Origin of the sequence: Burkholderia cepacia (genome assembly GCF_001039005.1) — a bacterium.
Taxonomy (GTDB): Bacteria; Pseudomonadota; Gammaproteobacteria; order Burkholderiales; family Burkholderiaceae; genus Burkholderia; species Burkholderia theae.
The window spans coordinates 199672-217579 of the sequence record NZ_LDWR01000014.1 but is presented as its reverse complement, the minus strand read 5'-3'; the positions used below and the strand labels follow the sequence as shown (position 1 = coordinate 217579).

Annotated in this window: 13 protein-coding genes; 7 read left to right on the top strand and 6 right to left on the bottom strand. The window is 60.3% G+C overall.

Annotated features, from left to right (window positions below):
* Positions 1 to 3: 3 nt before the first annotated feature.
* Complete coding sequence (locus VL15_RS08945; protein ID WP_230684389.1) at positions 4 to 852, top strand: enoyl-CoA hydratase/isomerase family protein; 849 nt, start codon at positions 4 to 6, stop codon at positions 850 to 852.
* A gap of 297 nt (positions 853 to 1149) precedes the next feature.
* Here the strand turns inward: VL15_RS08945 and tssE are convergent, their stop codons facing one another.
* From tssE to tssK, 6 genes are all read right to left on the bottom strand, one after another.
* Positions 1150 to 1575, bottom strand: a complete 426-nt coding sequence (gene tssE, locus VL15_RS08940; protein ID WP_048245091.1) for a type VI secretion system baseplate subunit TssE — start codon at positions 1573 to 1575, stop codon at positions 1150 to 1152.
* 15 nt (positions 1576 to 1590) lie between these two features.
* Positions 1591 to 4320 (bottom strand): type VI secretion system ATPase TssH, encoded by a 2730-nt coding sequence (gene tssH / locus VL15_RS08935; RefSeq protein WP_048245000.1) that lies wholly within the window; start codon positions 4318 to 4320, stop codon positions 1591 to 1593.
* A 139-nt stretch (positions 4321 to 4459) separates the two neighbouring features.
* Positions 4460 to 4945: an Hcp family type VI secretion system effector gene (locus VL15_RS08930; protein ID WP_048244999.1), complete on the bottom strand. Its 486-nt coding sequence runs from the start codon at positions 4943 to 4945 to the stop codon at positions 4460 to 4462.
* A 98-nt stretch (positions 4946 to 5043) separates the two neighbouring features.
* The gene (locus VL15_RS08925) at positions 5044 to 6783 is read right to left on the bottom strand and encodes an OmpA family protein (RefSeq protein WP_048244997.1); all 1740 of its coding nucleotides are present in this window, start codon (positions 6781 to 6783) and stop codon (positions 5044 to 5046) included.
* Positions 6780 to 7511 (bottom strand): DotU family type IV/VI secretion system protein, encoded by a 732-nt coding sequence (locus tag VL15_RS08920; protein WP_048244995.1) that lies wholly within the window; start codon positions 7509 to 7511, stop codon positions 6780 to 6782. Before VL15_RS08920 ends, VL15_RS08925 begins: the two co-directional genes overlap by 4 nt.
* On the bottom strand, positions 7508 to 8860 hold the full coding sequence (tssK, locus tag VL15_RS08915) for a type VI secretion system baseplate subunit TssK (protein WP_048244993.1): 1353 nt from the start codon (positions 8858 to 8860) through the stop codon (positions 7508 to 7510). Before tssK ends, VL15_RS08920 begins: the two co-directional genes overlap by 4 nt.
* Positions 8861 to 9453: 593 nt before the next feature.
* Here tssK and tssB point away from each other — a divergent pair.
* From tssB to VL15_RS08890, 6 genes are all read left to right on the top strand, one after another.
* Complete coding sequence (gene tssB / locus VL15_RS08910) at positions 9454 to 9966, top strand: type VI secretion system contractile sheath small subunit (protein WP_048244991.1); 513 nt, start codon at positions 9454 to 9456, stop codon at positions 9964 to 9966.
* A gap of 73 nt (positions 9967 to 10039) precedes the next feature.
* A complete protein-coding gene (tssC, locus tag VL15_RS08905; protein ID WP_048244989.1) occupies positions 10040 to 11572 on the top strand; it encodes a type VI secretion system contractile sheath large subunit in 1533 nt (510 codons plus the stop codon).
* 83 nt (positions 11573 to 11655) lie between these two features.
* The gene (locus VL15_RS08900; protein ID WP_048244987.1) at positions 11656 to 13995 is read left to right on the top strand and encodes a type VI secretion system Vgr family protein; all 2340 of its coding nucleotides are present in this window, start codon (positions 11656 to 11658) and stop codon (positions 13993 to 13995) included.
* An 8-nt stretch (positions 13996 to 14003) separates the two neighbouring features.
* Entirely contained in the window at positions 14004 to 16568 is a 2565-nt protein-coding gene (locus VL15_RS08895; RefSeq protein WP_048244985.1) for a chitinase, read from the top strand.
* Between the two features lie 14 nt (positions 16569 to 16582).
* Positions 16583 to 17584, top strand: a complete 1002-nt coding sequence (locus VL15_RS41835) for a hypothetical protein (protein WP_155420167.1) — start codon at positions 16583 to 16585, stop codon at positions 17582 to 17584.
* A gap of 41 nt (positions 17585 to 17625) precedes the next feature.
* Positions 17626 to 17883 (top strand): PAAR domain-containing protein, encoded by a 258-nt coding sequence (locus VL15_RS08890; protein ID WP_048244983.1) that lies wholly within the window; start codon positions 17626 to 17628, stop codon positions 17881 to 17883.
* Positions 17884 to 17908: the final 25 nt, after the last annotated feature.

Here is a 17908-nt window from a genome sequence, read left to right as displayed (position 1 = left end):
CACATGAAATCCGTCCGTTTCGAGCGTCACGATTCCGTTGGCCACATCGTGCTCGGCAACCCGCCGCTCAACCTGATTGCCACCGCGTTTTCTGAACACCTGAGCGACGCGATCCACGAGGCCAGCGAAGCGAACATCCGCACGCTGCTGGTTCGTGCGGAAGGCCCGAATTTCAGCCAGGGCGGCGATATCCTCGATTTCATCGACAAGGAATTCAACGCGTGGCGCACCTTCATCAGCGACATGCATCATTCGTATCGCAAGATCGAAGCGCTGCAGATTCCGACCGTGTGTGCGGTGCGCGGCCGGGCCTGGGGCGGTGCGTTCGAACTGGCGCTCGCATGCGACCTGGTCGTGGCGGCAGATAACGCATCGTTTCGCTGCATCGAGCCGTCGGTCGGCACCATACCCGTCTGCGGTGCCGTTCAACGGATCGCGGAACGGGCGGGGCCGGCGCGTGCGGCACGCTACGTCATGTTGAGCGAGGTGATGTCGGGCACGACGGCGGGTGAACTGGGGATCGCCGCGTTCGTGGTTCCGGAAGCCGATGTGGAAAAAGCGGCGCAGGATCTGGCGATCCGGCTGGCGAATGGCCCGACGCGCTCGTATGCGGCCATCCGCGCGCTGCTGAAAGCGTGGTCGGCGGGCGGTGTGCCGGGCGCCGACCAAGTGGTGCTCGATCTCGGGATGCCGCTGCACAACACCGAAGATGCGCGACGCGGGCGGACCGCGCGCGTCGAGGCGATGCAGCGGGGGTGTGGAACCGGAGCCGGTCGTTTTTTACGGGCGGTGATGCGGGGCGGGGGGCGTTCCAGTGGAGGGGGCGCTCATGCCAACAACGGGTACCTTTGATCCTCGGGCATTGCTCCGATCAGCTCCTCCCCGACCAGAAAGTCGCCGCAGGCCGGCCGCATCCGCGCCGGCCAACCTGTGTGACCTCGATCGAAAGGCTGCTTGGGGCCGTTTGCCACCCGGCATCGGGTCGGACAATGCGTCAACCGTTGCGCGGAAACCTGCTCGCAATCGGCCGGGTAGCGACGTGGTGGCGCACCACGTGTCCTTGTTCCGAGACCGATGTCTGGTGCGGCCGCGTGCGGTAACGCCGCGCGAAATGGCAGTTCACATTGGTCTCCGCGAATAATCGTCGAATCAACCGCGCTCCGGAATTCTGCGTTTGATCCACATACGGCCGGGCGGCTCGAAGTACGTGCCGAACCGTACGAGTCCGGCCTTCTTCAGATGGCACGTCATCTCGAAATTCACCAGTATGCCCGGATCGTCGTTCTCGAGGATCGCGACGTCGATCGAGCGGATACGTGGTTCATATTTCAAAAGCGTCGCTTCCATCTGCTGCTTGAGCAGGTGGGCTGAAGCGGGTAGCGCCTTGTAGATGTTCGTCAGGTCCGGCAGACCATAGTCGGGGAGGTGCTTGAGTGCGCCAGCCCGTGTGTTCAGGATGCGCTGTACGTTCTGCTGGACGCTCATGCATTCCAGTGTCCGGTCGTCATAGGCGCCAAGCGGCTCGCCGCCGATCTGGCCGAGCAGCATGTCATAGAGGGAGGGTCCCGGCTGCATGGTCATCCTCGTCCGTTACACGGACACGGCGGTGGTGGTGGGTTCTGTCGTCCCGGCCGCAGCGTCGTCACGATCGACAAAATCGATTGTCAGATTTCCGTCGGCCGAACCCGACAAAACGATCTTCGCGGGCGTGGTGCCAGCCGCCATGCGCACGAGCAATTCACGGGATACGGTGGGCAGGATGCGCTGGTCAAGGAACGCATCGACGTTGCGTGCGCCGGACTCGCGCGCCAGGCAAAGCTCCGCCATTGCCGCGACCAGCGAGTCATCGCACGCCAGTTCAACTTCGTGCTGCCGGCGCAAGCGTTCGGCGACTTTTGCCACCTTGAGCCGCACGATCGACGCGAGCGCAGTGGTGTCGAGCGGCCGATAGACGATGGATTGGAAGCGAGCCAGTAGGGCAGGCTGAAAGTGCGCCACCAACTGCGGGTGAATTGCGTCGAGTAGCGCCGCCTGCGTGATGTCCGGATTGTTCGCGGTCACGTCGTCGATTTGGGCACTTCCAAGATTGGAGGTCATCAGGATCACGCAGTTGCGGAAATCGATTTCTCGCCCTTCGCCGTCGCGCATCGTGCCGCGGTCGAACACCTGATAGAACATGTCCAGCACGTCGCGGTGGGCCTTCTCGACCTCGTCGAGCAGTACGACACTGTAGGGACGCTGCCGCACGGCTTCGGTCAGGATACCGCCGCGGCCGTAACCGACGTAGCCGGGCGGGGATCCCTTCAGTTGCGATACCGTGTGCGACTCCTGATATTCCGACATGTTGATGGTCGTGAGCGCCGTCTCCCCGCCGAACAGCAAGTCGGCCAGGGCCAGCGCCGTTTCAGTCTTGCCGACCCCCGATGTTCCTGCGAGCAGAAATACGCCGAGTGGCGCATGTTCATTCTTGAGACCCGCCTTCGCGGTACGCAGGCTCTCCGCGAGCGCGGTCAGCGCGTCGTCCTGCGCGACCACGCGCTTGGCCAACTGCTGCTCGAGGGTCAGCAGGCTCTGCAGTTCGTCTTCCATCAGGTTGCCGACAGGCACACCTGTCCATTCCGCGACGACGCGCGCGATCGCCGATGCATCGACGTCCACGAAGACCAATGGCGTCCTGCCTTGTCGATCGGCAAGCTGATGTCTGGTTTCGTCGAGCGGGTTGCGCTCGGGCATCGAGCTGCTTTCGCTGATCGCGGCCCGATGCCGGTGAACGAGACGCACCAGTTCGAGCTCACTGACATAGCGGGCCTTCAGGTCTGTCAGGACGTTGCGTGCCTCGGTCAATGCGCCTTCCAGCACCGCGCGTCGGCCCGCAACGTCGTCGATGCCGGCCTGCGCGTCCGAGTCGAGCATCGCCTGCTCCAGTTCGAGGGCGGCAACCGTTGCGCCTGCACGCTGCAGTTCTGCCGGCGGCGATTCAAGACCCATGCGCACGCGAGCGGCGGCCGTATCGATGAGGTCGACCGCCTTGTCCGGAAGTTGCCGGGCCGGGATGTAGCGGCGCGAAAGCTTGACAGCCGCGACGAGCGCCTCGTCGCGGATGTGCACGTTGTGGTATTCCGCATAGCGGTTCTTCAGGCCGCGCAGCATCAGGCAAGCCGCATCATCGTCGGGTTCGTCGACCTTGATGATCTGGAAACGTCGCTCGAGCGCGGCGTCGCGCTCGAAGAATTCCTTGTACTCGGACCATGTTGTCGCCGCGATCGTGCGCAGTTCGCCGCGCGCGAGTGCGGGTTTGAGCAGGTTGGCTGCGTCGGCACCGCCGGCGGAATTGCCTGCGCCGATCAGCGTATGGGCTTCGTCGATGAAGAGCAGGATCGGCATCGGGGAGGCCTGCACTTCGTCGATCACGTTCTTGAGGCGCTGCTCGAATTCGCCCTTCACGCCGGCGCCGGCCTGCAGCAGTCCGAGATCGAGCGTAAGAATGCGTACGTCGCGAATGACGTTGGGCACGCTCCCGTCGGCAACGCGCAGCGCGAGGCCTTCGACGAGTGCGGTTTTACCGACGCCCGGCTCACCGACGAGGATCGGATTGTTCTTGCGCCGGCGCGCGAGCACATCGACCATCTGCTGGATCTCGCGATCCCGGCCGAATACAGGATCGATGTCGCCGCGGCGGGCCTTGTCGGTCAGGTTGATCGCAAAACGGGCGAGTGCATCGCCTTCGGTGGTCCGCTGGGGCGCAGGCGTCATCGTCGCAATGCGCGCGACCGTCTCCCGGGTATTGTCTTCGGTAGGAGCCGTCGAACTGTCGTCCGTTCCACCTTCACTGCCTTCGTAGAACCGGCCCTCGCAAGACCGATGGGCCAGGCGAGGCAGAATCCGATGGACCTGCGCGCTGCTGACGGACCGCAGCGGCCATGCGTTCCGGGCACGCAGCACATGGGGCGTATCGGCAATCGCCTGCAGCAGGTTGCCGGACCGGATGGTTGCGTCATCCGTCTCCGACGACGCGTGCATCCATGCATCCTGCAGCATGGTCGCCAGTTGCGGGGAGAGCGCGGGCTTACCCCGCAGGTTGCGGGGAAGGTGGTCGATGGCGGCGATGAGCGCATCCCAGACGGTGTCGATGTCGATCCCGTAGTGCCCCAGGATCGCGGGAATATCGCCGTCCGCCGCTTCGAGCAGCTTGAGCAGCCAGTGCTCGACCGTGATTTCGTCCGCGAGACGCGTCTGGCATAGGCTCACGGCCGCTTCGAGCGCCGTGGCGCAGTGCGGATTCAGCCGACGGAGCAGGTGAGTAGTGTCGCGCGGAGTCATGTCGATGCCTGGATACGGAAGGGAGTAAGCCGCAACCATCGGCGTGGCTCGCTCCCGGGTAGAAAAAGGCCGGCCAGACCAGTTCAGGCCGGCAAAGGAACCGCTAAAAGACTCGGCGGTTCCGACCGTGCGATAAGGATCAGGAACGCTCGTTCCAGGTGTCCTTGTGGATGATGTTGCCGTCCTTGTACGACCACGTGATCGTCTCGTAGCGCAACTCGACGTTTTCGAGGTGGTTGTGCTTCTCGTAGTCCGGGTTCTTGATGTCGTACATCACCGGATTCACAGCGACGATCTTGACGTTGTCGAGCTTCGTGTTGAAATACTCCTTCTCCTTGCCCGAGTCGTCGATCTTGTACCACTTGATCTCGACCGACTTCAGCGTCTGGCCGCTCGTCACCGCCTTGTACAGATACGGCGTCGACGCGTCCGTCTCTTTCGTCAGCGTGATGGGCTTGTGAACACGCGTACCCGTCAGTTTGCCGGTGTTGCCGTCGGTCGGGATGTGCACGCCGTGATCGAATGCGACGAGCTCGACGCTGCCTTCACGGCCTTGAACCGTCACCGAACCCTTGATGTCGGCGCCGCCATCATCCTTGAGCCACATATAGGCAGGAATTGCCATTTCTTCACTCCTTTATACGTACTGCTAATGTTGCCCGGAGCGAGCCCCCGAGCCTCAGAATCCCGAAGCGAAATGCTTCAGGGGCTAAAGCCTGTTCTTTACTTGACCACACCGTGGTCGGAGGGGAGATCCGGAATCAGCGTAATTTCGACGCGGCGGTTCCTCGCACGCCCGTCAGGCATGTCATTGCTTGCGATCGGTCGCGTGATGCCATAACCCTGGATCGCAAATTGCGTCGCTGGAATACCCGACGCGTCGATCAGCCAGTCGCGCACGGCCTCTGCGCGCGCCGTGGAGAGTTTCAGGTTGCTGTCCGGATCGCCTACGTTGTCGGTGTAGCCGGCAACGAGAATTCGCTTGTCGGGATGTGACTTGATCATGTCGAGCGCGTCGACCATTGCGCGGTTCGAGCCGGGTTTCAGTTGCGCGCGACCGCTGTCGAACAGCGACATGCTGTCAAGCGTGACCACAGCGGGCGGCGGCGGTGGGGGCACATACGATGCGATCGCATCGTTCAGCACCGGCATCAACCGCGCACCGCGGTACATGCCGAATGACAAGCGCATCGGGATGCCGGTGCGTGCATATCGGTCAAGCTGATCACGATCGGCCACCAATGCCTGCAGCGCGTCGCGTTTCGCGGCGTCACGACCGGCCGGGATCGTCGAATAGCGATGGAGATCGGAACCCATTTGGGTCAGCAGGGCTTCGTTGTTCCTGGCCGCCCCCCAGAACGCGACGGCGGCGGCGCAGGCGAGCAGAGCGAGCGCGTGCGCGATGGCTGCCAGGCGAGGCGACATCCAGTATCGCCGGGGCATCGCCTCGATCAGCGGCTGAGGGAGCGGCCACGGCGCCGGCGACGTGAGGGAGGTTGCACGTCTCACGCGAGTCTGCATTTCGACATCGCGTTCCCACGGAGCGTCCGGTCCGCTTGCGGGGCCGCAGTCGACCCAGCCGGCGCCGAACAATGCCCACGGAGTCGCCGGCTGCAGTCGGTCCGCAAGCGCGCCCAGCACGATGCGCTGCGTCCAACCCACGATCGACGCAAGCGCGGCTGCATGCGTCGCGGCCACGCGATCGTCATGTGCACGCCGGACCGCATCCTCCGCCGCACGGATCACGGACTCGAAACGATCGGCGTCCGTCATTTGAGTAGCCGACGAAACGCCGTACCACTCCGGCATCGAGAAATCGGCCGGGCCGGTGGTAAGTCGCTGGTAGACCGCCACGTACCCTGGTAATCGCGTGCCCAGCATCCGGGTAGCATCGGCAACTGCCTGCCGAATGACGCGCAGCTTTTGCGTCAGCACGTCCACCCCCGCGTGCAACGCCGGTGCGACCGACAGCACGACGCCGTCGGGGGGCCGGCCGTCACGCCATTGCCTGACCGCTACGGCCAGTCGCGACAGATCCTGAGGGCGGTCGACACGCAGCCAGATGCCGCCGTCACCGACGTGCACGTGACGGGATTCGTCAATCCGGTCGAATAACGCGTGCAGGCCATCGCCGGTCATCAGCACGAGCGGCATGCGCGTGCGCAGGTTCACCGGAATGTCCGACGTCGCGGCGCCCAGCGCGGCAAGCACGTTCGCACTCTGCTCACGCGCGCGGGACAGCTGCCATGTGCACCACCCCATCAGCGCGAGCGTAACGACGGCGACGATTACAGTGAGCGTCCAGATGACACCCGGACCGAGCGGCAACACCAGCCAGATCACCGCGAGCGCCAGCGCGGCTGAGTACGCGAAGATGACTCGCGACGGATAGCCGAGCCCTTCGTGACCCCGATCGGGCGTCCGCGTCGAAGCTACAGACAGAACAGGCAGGTCGGACTTCACGGGAGCGCAGCCTTTGCGGTCACAAGATGTGCGAGCTGCGCGTCGAGCGCCGCGGACCAGACGCCCCATACAACCGCGGCGGCGATGCAGGCGAGTCCGGCGATTGCCCATGGGGAAAGCCGGTAGAACCAATCGGACAGCCGCCGTCCGGCACGATCGGCGATAAACGGCCGATCGGAGGTCGAGCGCAGCGTTTCCAGTTTGGCGTCGAGCGACGCAATCAACGCAGCGCGCTTCGCTTCACCGTCGCGAGCGTATCGGCCGACGAATCCCATCCCGAGGATCGCCGAGTAGCACTCGAGAAGGGCGACCGAAGGCGACGGCTCGCGCATGCGGGCGTCGAGTCGCTCGAACACGCGTTCGCCCGCTTCGTGCAGGTTGAACTGCTCCACCTGCAGCGGCTTGCTCTCCCATGCGGACCGGGAGTCGCCCGGCAGATGTCGCAGTGCTGCCTCGTCGAGCAGCCCGCACTGCGCGACCAGCGCCTCGTTGCGGACATCGTCCGGAAAGCCTCGTCGCTCCAGGTCGCTTGCGAACTGCGCGACGAGCTGCACGCACCGTCCGCGCAACGCGACCGGGTCAGGCGTCGTACCACCCGAGCCGAGTGTCGTCACGAGCAGCGCCGTGTCGCGCAGCAGATCGCGAATCCCGTCGACGGTCGGGCCGCCGGCGCCCGCCGCATTCTGCAGCAGGGCAATGTCGTTTCGGTTGGGATTCAGCGCGTTCATGCGTGCAGCACCGCGTAGAGTTCGAGCGAAGCGTCTGGTACCGACGCGGGCAGGTAGATCTGGCACGCCCGCGCGGCGAGCATCCTGGTGTGTACGGCGCTGGCCGAGTCCAGCGCGAAGTAGTGGTTGTCCAGACGCACCGGGATCGCTCCCGGCACGCGCTGGACCGCCTTGAGCGGAATGCCGAGCAGCGCGGAATTGATGATGTGTTCGACATCGTCAGGCGCGCCGATCTTGCACAGCCGCGGAAAGTTTTCAACAAGCTCGAACGCGGGAATCGGCGCGTTGACCGACAGGTACCAGTCTGCGGCGTCCGCAACGATGCGCTCATCGAGGAACTGGCCGGTCCAGGTGGTCGGCCCTTTGCGCGTGAGGCCGATCGATACGACCCGGGACGGAATGATGGCGTCGAGCAACGCCCGGATTGTCGACTCGAGCGTCGCGAACACCTCGTCGGCACGCACGTGGTCGTACGCCGGAATGTCGGTCAGTTGGGCGCCCGTCGAGAAGGTCATCAACGCGCCGGCCAGTTGTGCCAGGGTGGCGTACAGATGTTCCGGAGGCCGGCTCGGATGCGTAGAAAACAGCCGCAACTGCGGCCACGCCGCATGGATGCAGTGAAGCAACCAGAAGAGCTGCACGTCGGCCACGCCGTATTCGGCGACCTGCTCGATGCGCTCGCTACGGCGTGCACCGAGCGCGAGGCTCTTGGCGTGCAGGATGTCCGCAACGCGATTGATCCGCTCGCGATGGAGCGGATGGCTGCCGAGCGTGAGGCACGGCGGCACGAACCGATGATCGACCTGAAACTGGCCACTCGATCCACGCGTCAGTCGAGCGATTGCGCAGACCGTATCGTCGGCATGCGATTCGAAGTCGAACAGCAGGCGAATCGCATGCCGCTCGGCCGCGATTTCGGTCTCGCCGGTTCCATTCAGGTCCGTGACCTTCACGAATTCACGGTATGAGCGCCGCGGGCGAGCAAGGGAGGTTTCGTCGAAACGGCAGTTGCTGCCGTTCGCATCCGGCAGCGCCAGCGCTGCGAGCACGACGACGCTATGAACGTCCGCCGGCACGCCTTGCGTCAGATCGCGCGCGGAAGGCAGCGCATCGGCAATGGTTGTATCGACCGGGGTGCCGTCCGGAAAGCACAGCTTCAGGCGGGCGAGTTTCAGGCGCCCAGTCGCCAGCGCCTCCTCGTCGACCTCGACGGCAAGCGTTCCCCACGGCTCTGAAATTGCCGCGGAGGCGTACTGACGTAGCGCAAATTCGGTCCACCTGTCCTGCTGCTGAAAATGCTGCTGTGTCAGGATGAGGCCCTCGTGCCAAAGTGGCTTCTCGATTCGCATGGTCTCTCGTGTGGTGCGTCTGATCGTTATTCGGTACAAGGGCGTAACCTATACACGATCTTCTGATAAACATGCAACCAATAACGTTAAATCCAAGTAGTTTGGTTTACTAATGACGAGACTGGTGAGCACGGAAAAATGTCAAATATAGACACAATCTATTTCTAGATATTTTGTTTTTGAGATCAATCGAAGCGTCGCCTCGAAAGAGGTGGCACACAAATTGTCAATTCGCGAAACTCAAGTACATAGTGGGTTACACGTAGATTCAGTCACAATTGAAGCGATCTTTTGTGATCGACAAATTCTTTATTTTGATAACGTCGCGATTCTCAAATGTGAACATTAATTCACGATATGACTGTTTTTTACATTTAATTTAATGGCAATGACACGACTCGTTTTGACGGGCGTCGGGTTTACCGTGTATAAGTGCGATGCGATTTCGCCGTACGAACGGAGACCACACGATGAAGCGTCGATCGGGGCATGCCACGCATTGCATGCGTATGCGTTGCATCGAACAGGTCAGCATCGTGCCGAACGCATCGCGTGCCTGCCCATGCATGGCCATCAACAATTAAGGATTGCAAATGGATAGCTTCCAGAGAGAAATTCCGAAGAGTCGCGTATCAATCACGTTGGATCTGCATACGGGCGGGGCCCAGAAGAAGGTCGAGCTACCGTTGAAGCTGCTCGTCGCCGGCGACTTCAGCGCGGGACGCGAGCAGGCGCCGCTGGCCGAGCGGAAGAAGGTCAATATCGACAAGAACAACTTCGATGCTGTCCTGGCCGACTACGCGCCGGATCTCAAGATTGCTGCGGAAAACACCTTGGCCGGCGACGGCTCGGAACTCCCGGTGAATCTCGCATTCCGCTCGATGAAGGATTTCGAGCCGGAGCAGGTCGCTCGCCAGATTCCGGAACTGCAAGCGATGTTGGCGATGCGCAATCTGTTGCGCGACCTCAAGTCGAATTTGCTCGACAACGGCACGTTCCGCCGTGAGTTCGAGAAGATCCTGAAGGACCGGCGCCTCACGGACAAGCTGCGTGGCGAACTGGCACAGATCGCCACGGCCGCTACGCAACCGGAAGGCCATGCCTGAGCAGGGCCGGCCGAAGCGGGCCGTCACCGCCTCGAGCAACCACGCAGCCATACGGAACGGGACTGAGAGAACCATGAAACAGAATGAAGCAGGTCAGAGCGCATCGGAAACGGTCGTGCTCGAGAATGACAGCGTTTACGCCGCGCTGTGCAACAAGATCAACCTGAAGCCGGTCGCTGAAGCGCGGCCGCTCGAAGCGTTTCGCGATAACGATACGCTGTCGGAAGCGTCGGCCGACGAGCGTGTGGCGCGCGGGATGGATGCGCTGCTCAACCTCATCGCGAAGGAAAGCAAGCCGGTCGACCGCCTCGACAAATCGCTGCTCGATTTCTACATTGGGCAACTCGATCGCCAGATCAGCCGGCAGCTCGATGCCGTGATGCACACGCCGGACTTCCAGGCGCTCGAAGGTCGCTGGCGTGGCCTGAAGATGCTCGTCTCGCGCACCGACTTCCGCAAGAACGCTCGCATCGAGGTTCTGGACGTATCGAAGGATGCGCTGCAGCGCGATTTCGAGGATACGCCGGAGCTGATCCAGAGCGGCCTGTATCGCCTGACCTACATCGAGGAGTACGACACGCCGGGCGGGCAGCCGATCAGTGCGATGGTCAGCGACTTCGAGTTCACGCATTTGCCGCAGGACGTGGCGTTGCTGCGCAACATCTCGAAGGTGGCGGCCGCCGCGCACATGCCGTTCATCGGTGCGGTCGGTGCGGCGTTCTTCGGGAAGAAGTCCATGGAGGAGGTCGCGGCCATTCAGGACATCGGCAACTACTTCGATCGCGCCGAATACATCAAGTGGAAGAGCTTCCGCGACACGGACGATGCGCGCTACGTCGGCCTGACGATGCCGCGCGTGCTCGGCCGATTGCCTTACGGCAAGGATACGACGCCTGTTCGTGCCTTCAGCTACGAAGAAGCGGTGAAGGGCCCGGACCACGACAAGTATCTGTGGGTCAACGCGTCGTTCGCGTTCGCGGCAAACATGGTGCGCAGCTTCGTGAACAACGGCTGGTGCGTGCAGATCCGCGGCCCTCAGGCAGGCGGCAAGGTCGAGGACCTGCCGGTCCATCTGTACGACCTCGGCACGGGCGTGCAGCCGAAGATCCCGACCGAAGTGCTGATTCCGGAGACGCGCGAGTTCGAATTCGCGAATCTCGGCTTCATCCCGCTTTCGTTCTACAAGAATCACGACTTCGCGTGCTTCTTCTCGGCCAGCTCGACGCAGAAGCCCGCGCTGTACGAGACCAAGGAAGCGACGGCCAACAGCCGCATCAACGCACGCCTGCCGTACATCTTCCTGCTGTCGCGCATCGCCCACTACCTGAAGCTGATTCAGCGCGAGAACATCGGCACGACCAAGGACCGGCGTCTGCTCGAGCTTGAGCTGAACAGCTGGATCAAGGGTCTCGTGACCGAAATGAAGGACCCGGGCGACGAGCTGCAGGCGTCGCATCCGCTGCGCGAAGCGAAGGTGACCGTCGAGGACATCGAAGACAATCCGGGCTTCTTCCGCATCAAGCTCTTCATCATCCCGCACTTCCAGGTCGAAGGCATGGATATCGGCCTGTCGCTGGTGTCGCAGATGCCGAAGGCCAAGAACTGATCTGACGTATCAAGCACGATCCGCCGGGGCGCCGATGGTTGCCCCGGCAGCGCCTTTGTGTGCGTGCACCTGAGAGAAAACCCATGTCGATGATATTGCCGTCGCAGGCTTATGAATTGAAGCTGGCGCCGCATCCGGCACCGACGTCCGTGCTCCGATTCACGGGCCGCGACGCGGTGAGCGAGCTGTACCGCTACGATATCGAATTCACGAGTCCGATTTCGGGAATCCCGATGGACCAGGTGGTCGGCCGACCGGCGAAATTCATCGTCGCTCCGGTCGATCCGAACATGGACTATCTGCGCAGGATGTTCGGCGAGAACGCGGCGCAATTCAGCGAGATGTCGCCTGCATATACGGTCCACGGCATCGTGACGCAGTTCGACGAGTGCAGTACGTCGGCCGATCAGACACACTATCGGGTCCGGCTCGAGCCGAAGCTCGCCGATCTGAATCGAGGTGTCACGAGCCGGCTGTTTCAGAAGCAGTCGGTCGAGGAGATCGTTACCGACACGCTGCGTCATTACGGCTACCGGGCCGGGGTCGACTTCCTTTTTCAGTTGCGCGGCGAGTACAAGCGGCACGAATACGTCACCCAGTATCACGAGACGACGTTCGCCTTTGTCCAGCGCCTTTGCGCGGAGGAAGGGATCTGGTTCCGGTGGGAGCAGAAGAAGGATCATGCGGTGCTTGTGTTCGGCGACGACCTGGACGCCTATGCGCGCAAGCAACGCACCGTGTCGTACCGGCGCGACTCGGGGCTCGAGAGCTCGGGTACGGATGCGATCAAGACGCTCGAAAAGCGGACCCGACGCGTGCCTGAAGCGGTGCGGCTGCACGACTACAACCACCGGCAGGCCGGTGTGCCGCTGCTGGTCGAAGAAAACGCCGCGCGCGACGACAAGACGACGAATGGCGTCGATTATCGCTGGGGCGAACACTACGAGACGCCCGAAGAAGGCAAGCGCTTCGCTCGTTTGCGGCACGAGGCGTTACTGGCAACGCAGGTCACGTTCAAGGGTACCGGCAACCCGTTCTGGCTGGAGGCCGGTGAAGTCATGCGGCTCGAGCCGAATCCGGCCGACGCGCAGCACGGGATCTTTGTCACATCGGTGGAGTCGCAAGGCGGCCGCGACCAGTCGTATTGGGTGACTTTCGAAGGAATTCCGTCCGACCGCGTGTGGCGCACGTCGACGGCTGAGATTTCGCGCCCGGTCATCGACGGCATTCTGCCCGCGCGCATCACGTCGCCCGGAAACTACAAGTACGCGTACCTGACCGAACAAGGTTGGTATGTGATCAAGTTGCCGTTCGACCTCGATGAATGGAGTCCCGGTGGCACGAGCCGGCCGGTGCGGTTCGCCAAGCCATATAGCGGTGACAACTACGGTCATCATTTCCCGCTGATTGACGGCGCGGAGGTGGCGATCATTCACACCGGGGGCGATCCAAACCGTCCCGTGATCGTCGGTGCGATGCACGACAGCCTGCATCCGGATCTCGTCAATAACCTCAATCACACCCGGAACCTTATCCGTACGACCGCGCAGAACGAGTTGCGGATGGAAGACAAGGAAGGTGTCGAGCACATCCATCTGACGACGCCGTTTCAGGCCAGCGAGCTTAACCTGGGGCATATGGTCGACGGTGACCGCAAGGAGCGTGGGCACGGTGTGGAATTGCGCACCGACGGGCCGGCTGCTGTCCGGGGCGCAAAGGGCGTATTGGTTACCGCTGAAGGACAGCCAGGCGCTGCTGGGCAGCAACTCGCGATGCAGGACGCCGACATGACGCTCGAGCAGGCGGAACAGATCCTGCACACGCTGAATGACTCGGCAAACGCTGCGAAAGCGCTACAGGCTGACATCGATCAACAGCGCGTGCTGATCCAGCAAAAGCTCAAGCAACTTCAGAAACCCGTCATCGTCGCGACAGCCCCCGATGGCATCGGGCTCGCCAGTGGCCAGCAGATGCAACTTGCTGCCCGCAAGCAAATGTTTATCACTGCAGGTGACGGGCTCGACATTGGCGTCATGAAGCGTATCGCAGTCGCCGCTGGCGAGGCGATTTCGGTTTTTGCAGCGCGGCTTGGGATCCGGATCCTCGCCGCGAAGGGGAAGGTTCAGGTCCAGGCGCAGTCCGACACGATGGAACTGATGTCGATGCAGGACATGACAGCCAGTTCGTCAGATGGGGAAGTGGTCATCACTGGCCGCAAAGGTGTCACGCTCGGCGACGGCTCCGGCGCTTACATCAAGCTCTCGGGCGGCAAGATCATTCTCGGCAGTCCGGCCGGAGAAATCGAGCTCAAGGGCAACCTGAAAGTCGACGACCCTGACGGTGGCAGCTTCAAATTCCCGACATGGTCCAAGGCGCCGCTCAACGACGTGAAAGACGCAACGAACTTCGGATTTTCTGAATAAGCTCAATTATGACAAGCCAACCTGCACCGAAGAAGCCGCAAGTGCCCACGCCGGCCCAGACCAAGCTGAAACCGTTGCCGTTTGCCTTTCCATTCCTGCGTAAGGGGCGGGGCCAGTCAGAGGCCTCCGCCCAGTTCACTGACGAACACGAAATTTACCGGCTGCTCGCCGAACGAGAGCCATCAGGCGCGTATCTCGTCAGCCGCAAGGGGATGTGGCACGGCGGTATCCACATCACGGAGGCGGGCGCAGGGCAGTCGCTGGATCTCGATGCTGGCTTGCGCTGCGTCGCCGATGGCGTTCTGATCGCGTTTCGCGCCAACAAGACCTATCCGCTTAGCGAAATCTCCGAGGCTGGCAGCGGATCGCCCATTCAGGCGCCGTTTAGCACGGGCTTCGCGCTGGTACGACACACGATGGAGTTCCCGCAGGGCACGAGGCTGACGTTCTACAGCCTGTACATGCACCTGATGTCCTGGGAGGACTACACGAACTTCCCGAAGCGTGACAAGCCGTCGTACTGGTCGCGGCAATGGCAGGTAACTCAGCATGCGCAGGACAAGCCCTCACCGGGTCGCAACGGGCAAGCCCCCGATCCGTCGCAGCAGGGACTGCGGGTGCGCAAAAGCCACCCACGCGGAGAAACCATTGGCATCCTGCCGCAGGGCGCGAACGTCAGCATCGGCAAAAGGGAGAAGGACTGGGGCCAGGTAACGGACCTGCACGGGGCATCGCCGTATCCGCCCGACGCCGGTGGCTACGTCGAGCCCTCCCGTGCCATCGGCGGCTGGATTTATCTCGGCCAGGAAAACGGCGGGCCGGTCGTCGAGGAGGTCATTCTGGACTCGATGTTCGACCGCGTGATCGTGACGACGAATCAGACGTGCACAAAGGGGGATCCGCAAGGCGATGGAGGCGGCATTCCGGTCAAGGCGGGGGACCTGATTGGCCACCTCGGCCGCTACGACTCGCTGAATCAAAGCACGTCTGGAACCCGGATGGCACACATCGAGGTGTTCTGCGACGAAGGCATCCAGTCGTTCCTCGAACAGGGCCGCGCATGGGTCAACCAGCACGGACCGCACAAGGAGGACTGGGCGGCACTGGGCCTGCCATCCGCGCCAACAATCCTGCGGATTGCACCGGGCACGGTACTGTATCAACGTACCCAGGATAACAAGTTCGTTCCAGGCACTGACCCACAGTCGAGAAAGACGGACGCGGTCCAAGTGTATTCGCTCGCCGAACTGGCACGTGACCCGAAGCTGCGAATCCCCGAGCCGCATCCGAACCCCAATCCCGGTTACCCGGTGAATTGGTGGCATGTCGACGGCGTGAATGCACAAGGTCAATCGATCGACGGCTGGGTTTGCGATTTCAATCACGCAAGTGGGCGGGTGACGCGGGAATTCGCGCAGAAGTGGGTCGACTTTGAGTGCTTCGCGGACGCCCATGATCCGGCGCACACGATCTTTGCGACAACACAGGCGTGGGTTGATTATGCGAGCGGCGCCAATGCTGTCGACCTTGCTTCGCGTTCGAAGCTCAGTCCTTTGATGCTCAAGGTGTATGACGCCCTGTTCAAGAAAGGCGATGGCAAGCAGGCAGCTGATGAGCTATGCACGCTGTCGCAAACCGAGCGAGGCGGATATCCGTGGCTGATGCAGGCGGCATCCCGACTGATCGTAAAGCACGAAAGCGAGTGGGCCAATCCGTCAAAGTGGACGCAGCTGATTACCGAGCTGGAAAAGCAAACGGGCCCAAAGCCACATCACGAGGAAGAACGGAAGCGGATCGAGGCGCTTGCGTGGTGGGATGACGTGAAGGCCGGTATCCCGGGGCCGGATGTCTATCACGTCAATCCTATTGGATTAGTGGGAAATTTCAAGTGCAACTGCAATTGTATCAATGTGGATGAATTTTTGCAAATATATGAAGGGCAACACATTTCTTTTGAGATTGGCACTCAGAAACTTGATGCCACATCGAAGGAAAATTTAAGGATTCTTATCCAAGGAATTCTCGATTATTACGAAAAATACAAAAATAAAGAATGCAATATTCCGTATATAGCCTATATGCTTGGAACAGCTAGACTCGAGACAAAAAAATATCACAAGGGTGAGAAAATATTTATATATTTTGAACCTACGACCGAGGGTGGAGGAGAAAGTTATTTTAATAAATATGATCCAATTTTGGCCGATAATAAAAAGCGTCGACAACGTGCAAAGGATAATGGAAATACAGAGCAAGGAGATGGTTACACTTACCGCGGAAGAGGGTATGTTCAGGTAACGTGGAAAAATAACTATCGGACGATCGGGGAGCAGATCGGAGTCGATCTCGTTCACGAACCCGATCGGATGCTCGAGCCTGAAATCGCTGCGTGGGCGACTGTATACGGGATGGAAAGGGGTATATTCACCGGCAAGAAACTGGCGGATTACGTCAATGCTGATGAGCAGGATTACTTCAACGCCAGAAGAATTATTAATGGCCTTGATCAGGCCGACACAATTGCTTCTTTCGCAGTTCGATTTAAGTCGATTCTTGAGGCCGTGAAATGCTGAAATTTATAACATGCATGTTTATCGCCATTTCCCTGCCACTAGGTGCCCGCGCCGAAATTTTGAAGTTTGTTTCTGCGCGCGACGGCCATACATACGAAGCACGGATAACCTCGAACAATCAGATCAACTCTGTTTCTTTCTACGAAGATGAAAAACCACTTGGCTCGTACGATAATCTCATCGTGAATGAGTCATCCCTATCATCAAGTTTAGTGTCTGTCGTTGGATATGGGATTGCGCTAAAAATAGAATCAGAAGGATCGCGCACCAAATACGAGATTCTTGCGCCAATAGAGTTTGTTGACGGAAATCTGTATGTTGAATGTTTGTACAAAAATACTTACGACTCCGTCGAAGAAACACGAGCGGTTGGCGCAATTTGTCAAAGACAAGAACTTCATCAGTTTGATGTCTCTTCGTCAATCAATACCGCCAACCTAAATATTTATACTGTGAACCACGATTGGCTTAAGAGCTTGTCCCCTGGATCTTGCGCAAGCGCTGTGGGTGTTGAGGCCAGCTCGTACAGAATTGCTAGATGCGCGCCTGAAGGGGCATCGGAGACAAGCAAACAAAAGATTGTCGTGCTCGATCAACATAATAGACAGCTTTTCTCGATCGCCGGGTATGAATTTATTCCATTGAAAAATAGCTCTAAGTTCTTTTTGATGGCAAATCTAAAAGATGACGCGGTGTTGTTTAAGGGTGATTTTTCGTGCTATTCGATTGGATCAATTGTGTCCGATGCCACCAGCGGCACTGCCATGATTCACGGAATTTATGAGATTAACTACTCCATTTCGACAGCCGGAATTTGCCTAAATGGTACCTATAGCTATACCAAAAGAAATCGAAAAATCACATTAGAGGGAAATGTGGAAAATGGGATGTACTACCTCTTGGAGATGGGTTCCGACCGAATTTCCAGTGGAGCATTCATGTTGAATGGAATTGGAAATGGAATTAAAGGATTTTGGGTTGGGGTTCCACCCAAAGGACCATTCTCGGTTTATTGATGGCAATTAGATTTTCTGAAATTTACGAGGAAACACATCAAATGAAAAATCTCGCATACGAAGGCGACGCAACGAGCCACGGCGGCCAGATCCTGACCGGCTCTGATCGCATCAAGGTAAAGGGACGTCGAGCCGCCCGCGTCGGCGACAAAGTGTCGTGCCCGCTCCACGGCGACAACGAGATCGTCGAAGGCAGCGGAAGAATGAGGGATGGCACCACGCCCCTGTCGCGCGACGGCGATCACACGCGGTGTGGGGCGGTCCTCATTGCCTCTTCCACCGGGGCGCAGGTTCAGTAAGCGATGCCCGTCGATTTCAATCGCG

Coding starts and splice junctions, on each gene's coding strand:
- VL15_RS08945 (WP_230684389.1), top strand. CDS start 4: ATGAAATCCGTCCGTTTCGAGCGTCACGATTCCGTTGGCCACATCGTG.
- tssK (WP_048244993.1), bottom strand. CDS start 8,860: ATGCGAATCGAGAAGCCACTTTGGCACGAGGGCCTCATCCTGACACAG.
- VL15_RS41835 (WP_155420167.1), top strand. CDS start 16,583: ATGTTTATCGCCATTTCCCTGCCACTAGGTGCCCGCGCCGAAATTTTG.
- tssE (WP_048245091.1), bottom strand. CDS start 1,575: ATGCAGCCGGGACCCTCCCTCTATGACATGCTGCTCGGCCAGATCGGC.
- VL15_RS08920 (WP_048244995.1), bottom strand. CDS start 7,511: ATGAACGCGCTGAATCCCAACCGAAACGACATTGCCCTGCTGCAGAAT.
- tssH (WP_048245000.1), bottom strand. CDS start 4,320: ATGACTCCGCGCGACACTACTCACCTGCTCCGTCGGCTGAATCCGCAC.
- VL15_RS08890 (WP_048244983.1), top strand. CDS start 17,626: ATGAAAAATCTCGCATACGAAGGCGACGCAACGAGCCACGGCGGCCAG.
- VL15_RS08900 (WP_048244987.1), top strand. CDS start 11,656: ATGTCGATGATATTGCCGTCGCAGGCTTATGAATTGAAGCTGGCGCCG.
- tssB (WP_048244991.1), top strand. CDS start 9,454: ATGGATAGCTTCCAGAGAGAAATTCCGAAGAGTCGCGTATCAATCACG.
- VL15_RS08930 (WP_048244999.1), bottom strand. CDS start 4,945: ATGGCAATTCCTGCCTATATGTGGCTCAAGGATGATGGCGGCGCCGAC.
- tssC (WP_048244989.1), top strand. CDS start 10,040: ATGAAACAGAATGAAGCAGGTCAGAGCGCATCGGAAACGGTCGTGCTC.
- VL15_RS08895 (WP_048244985.1), top strand. CDS start 14,004: ATGACAAGCCAACCTGCACCGAAGAAGCCGCAAGTGCCCACGCCGGCC.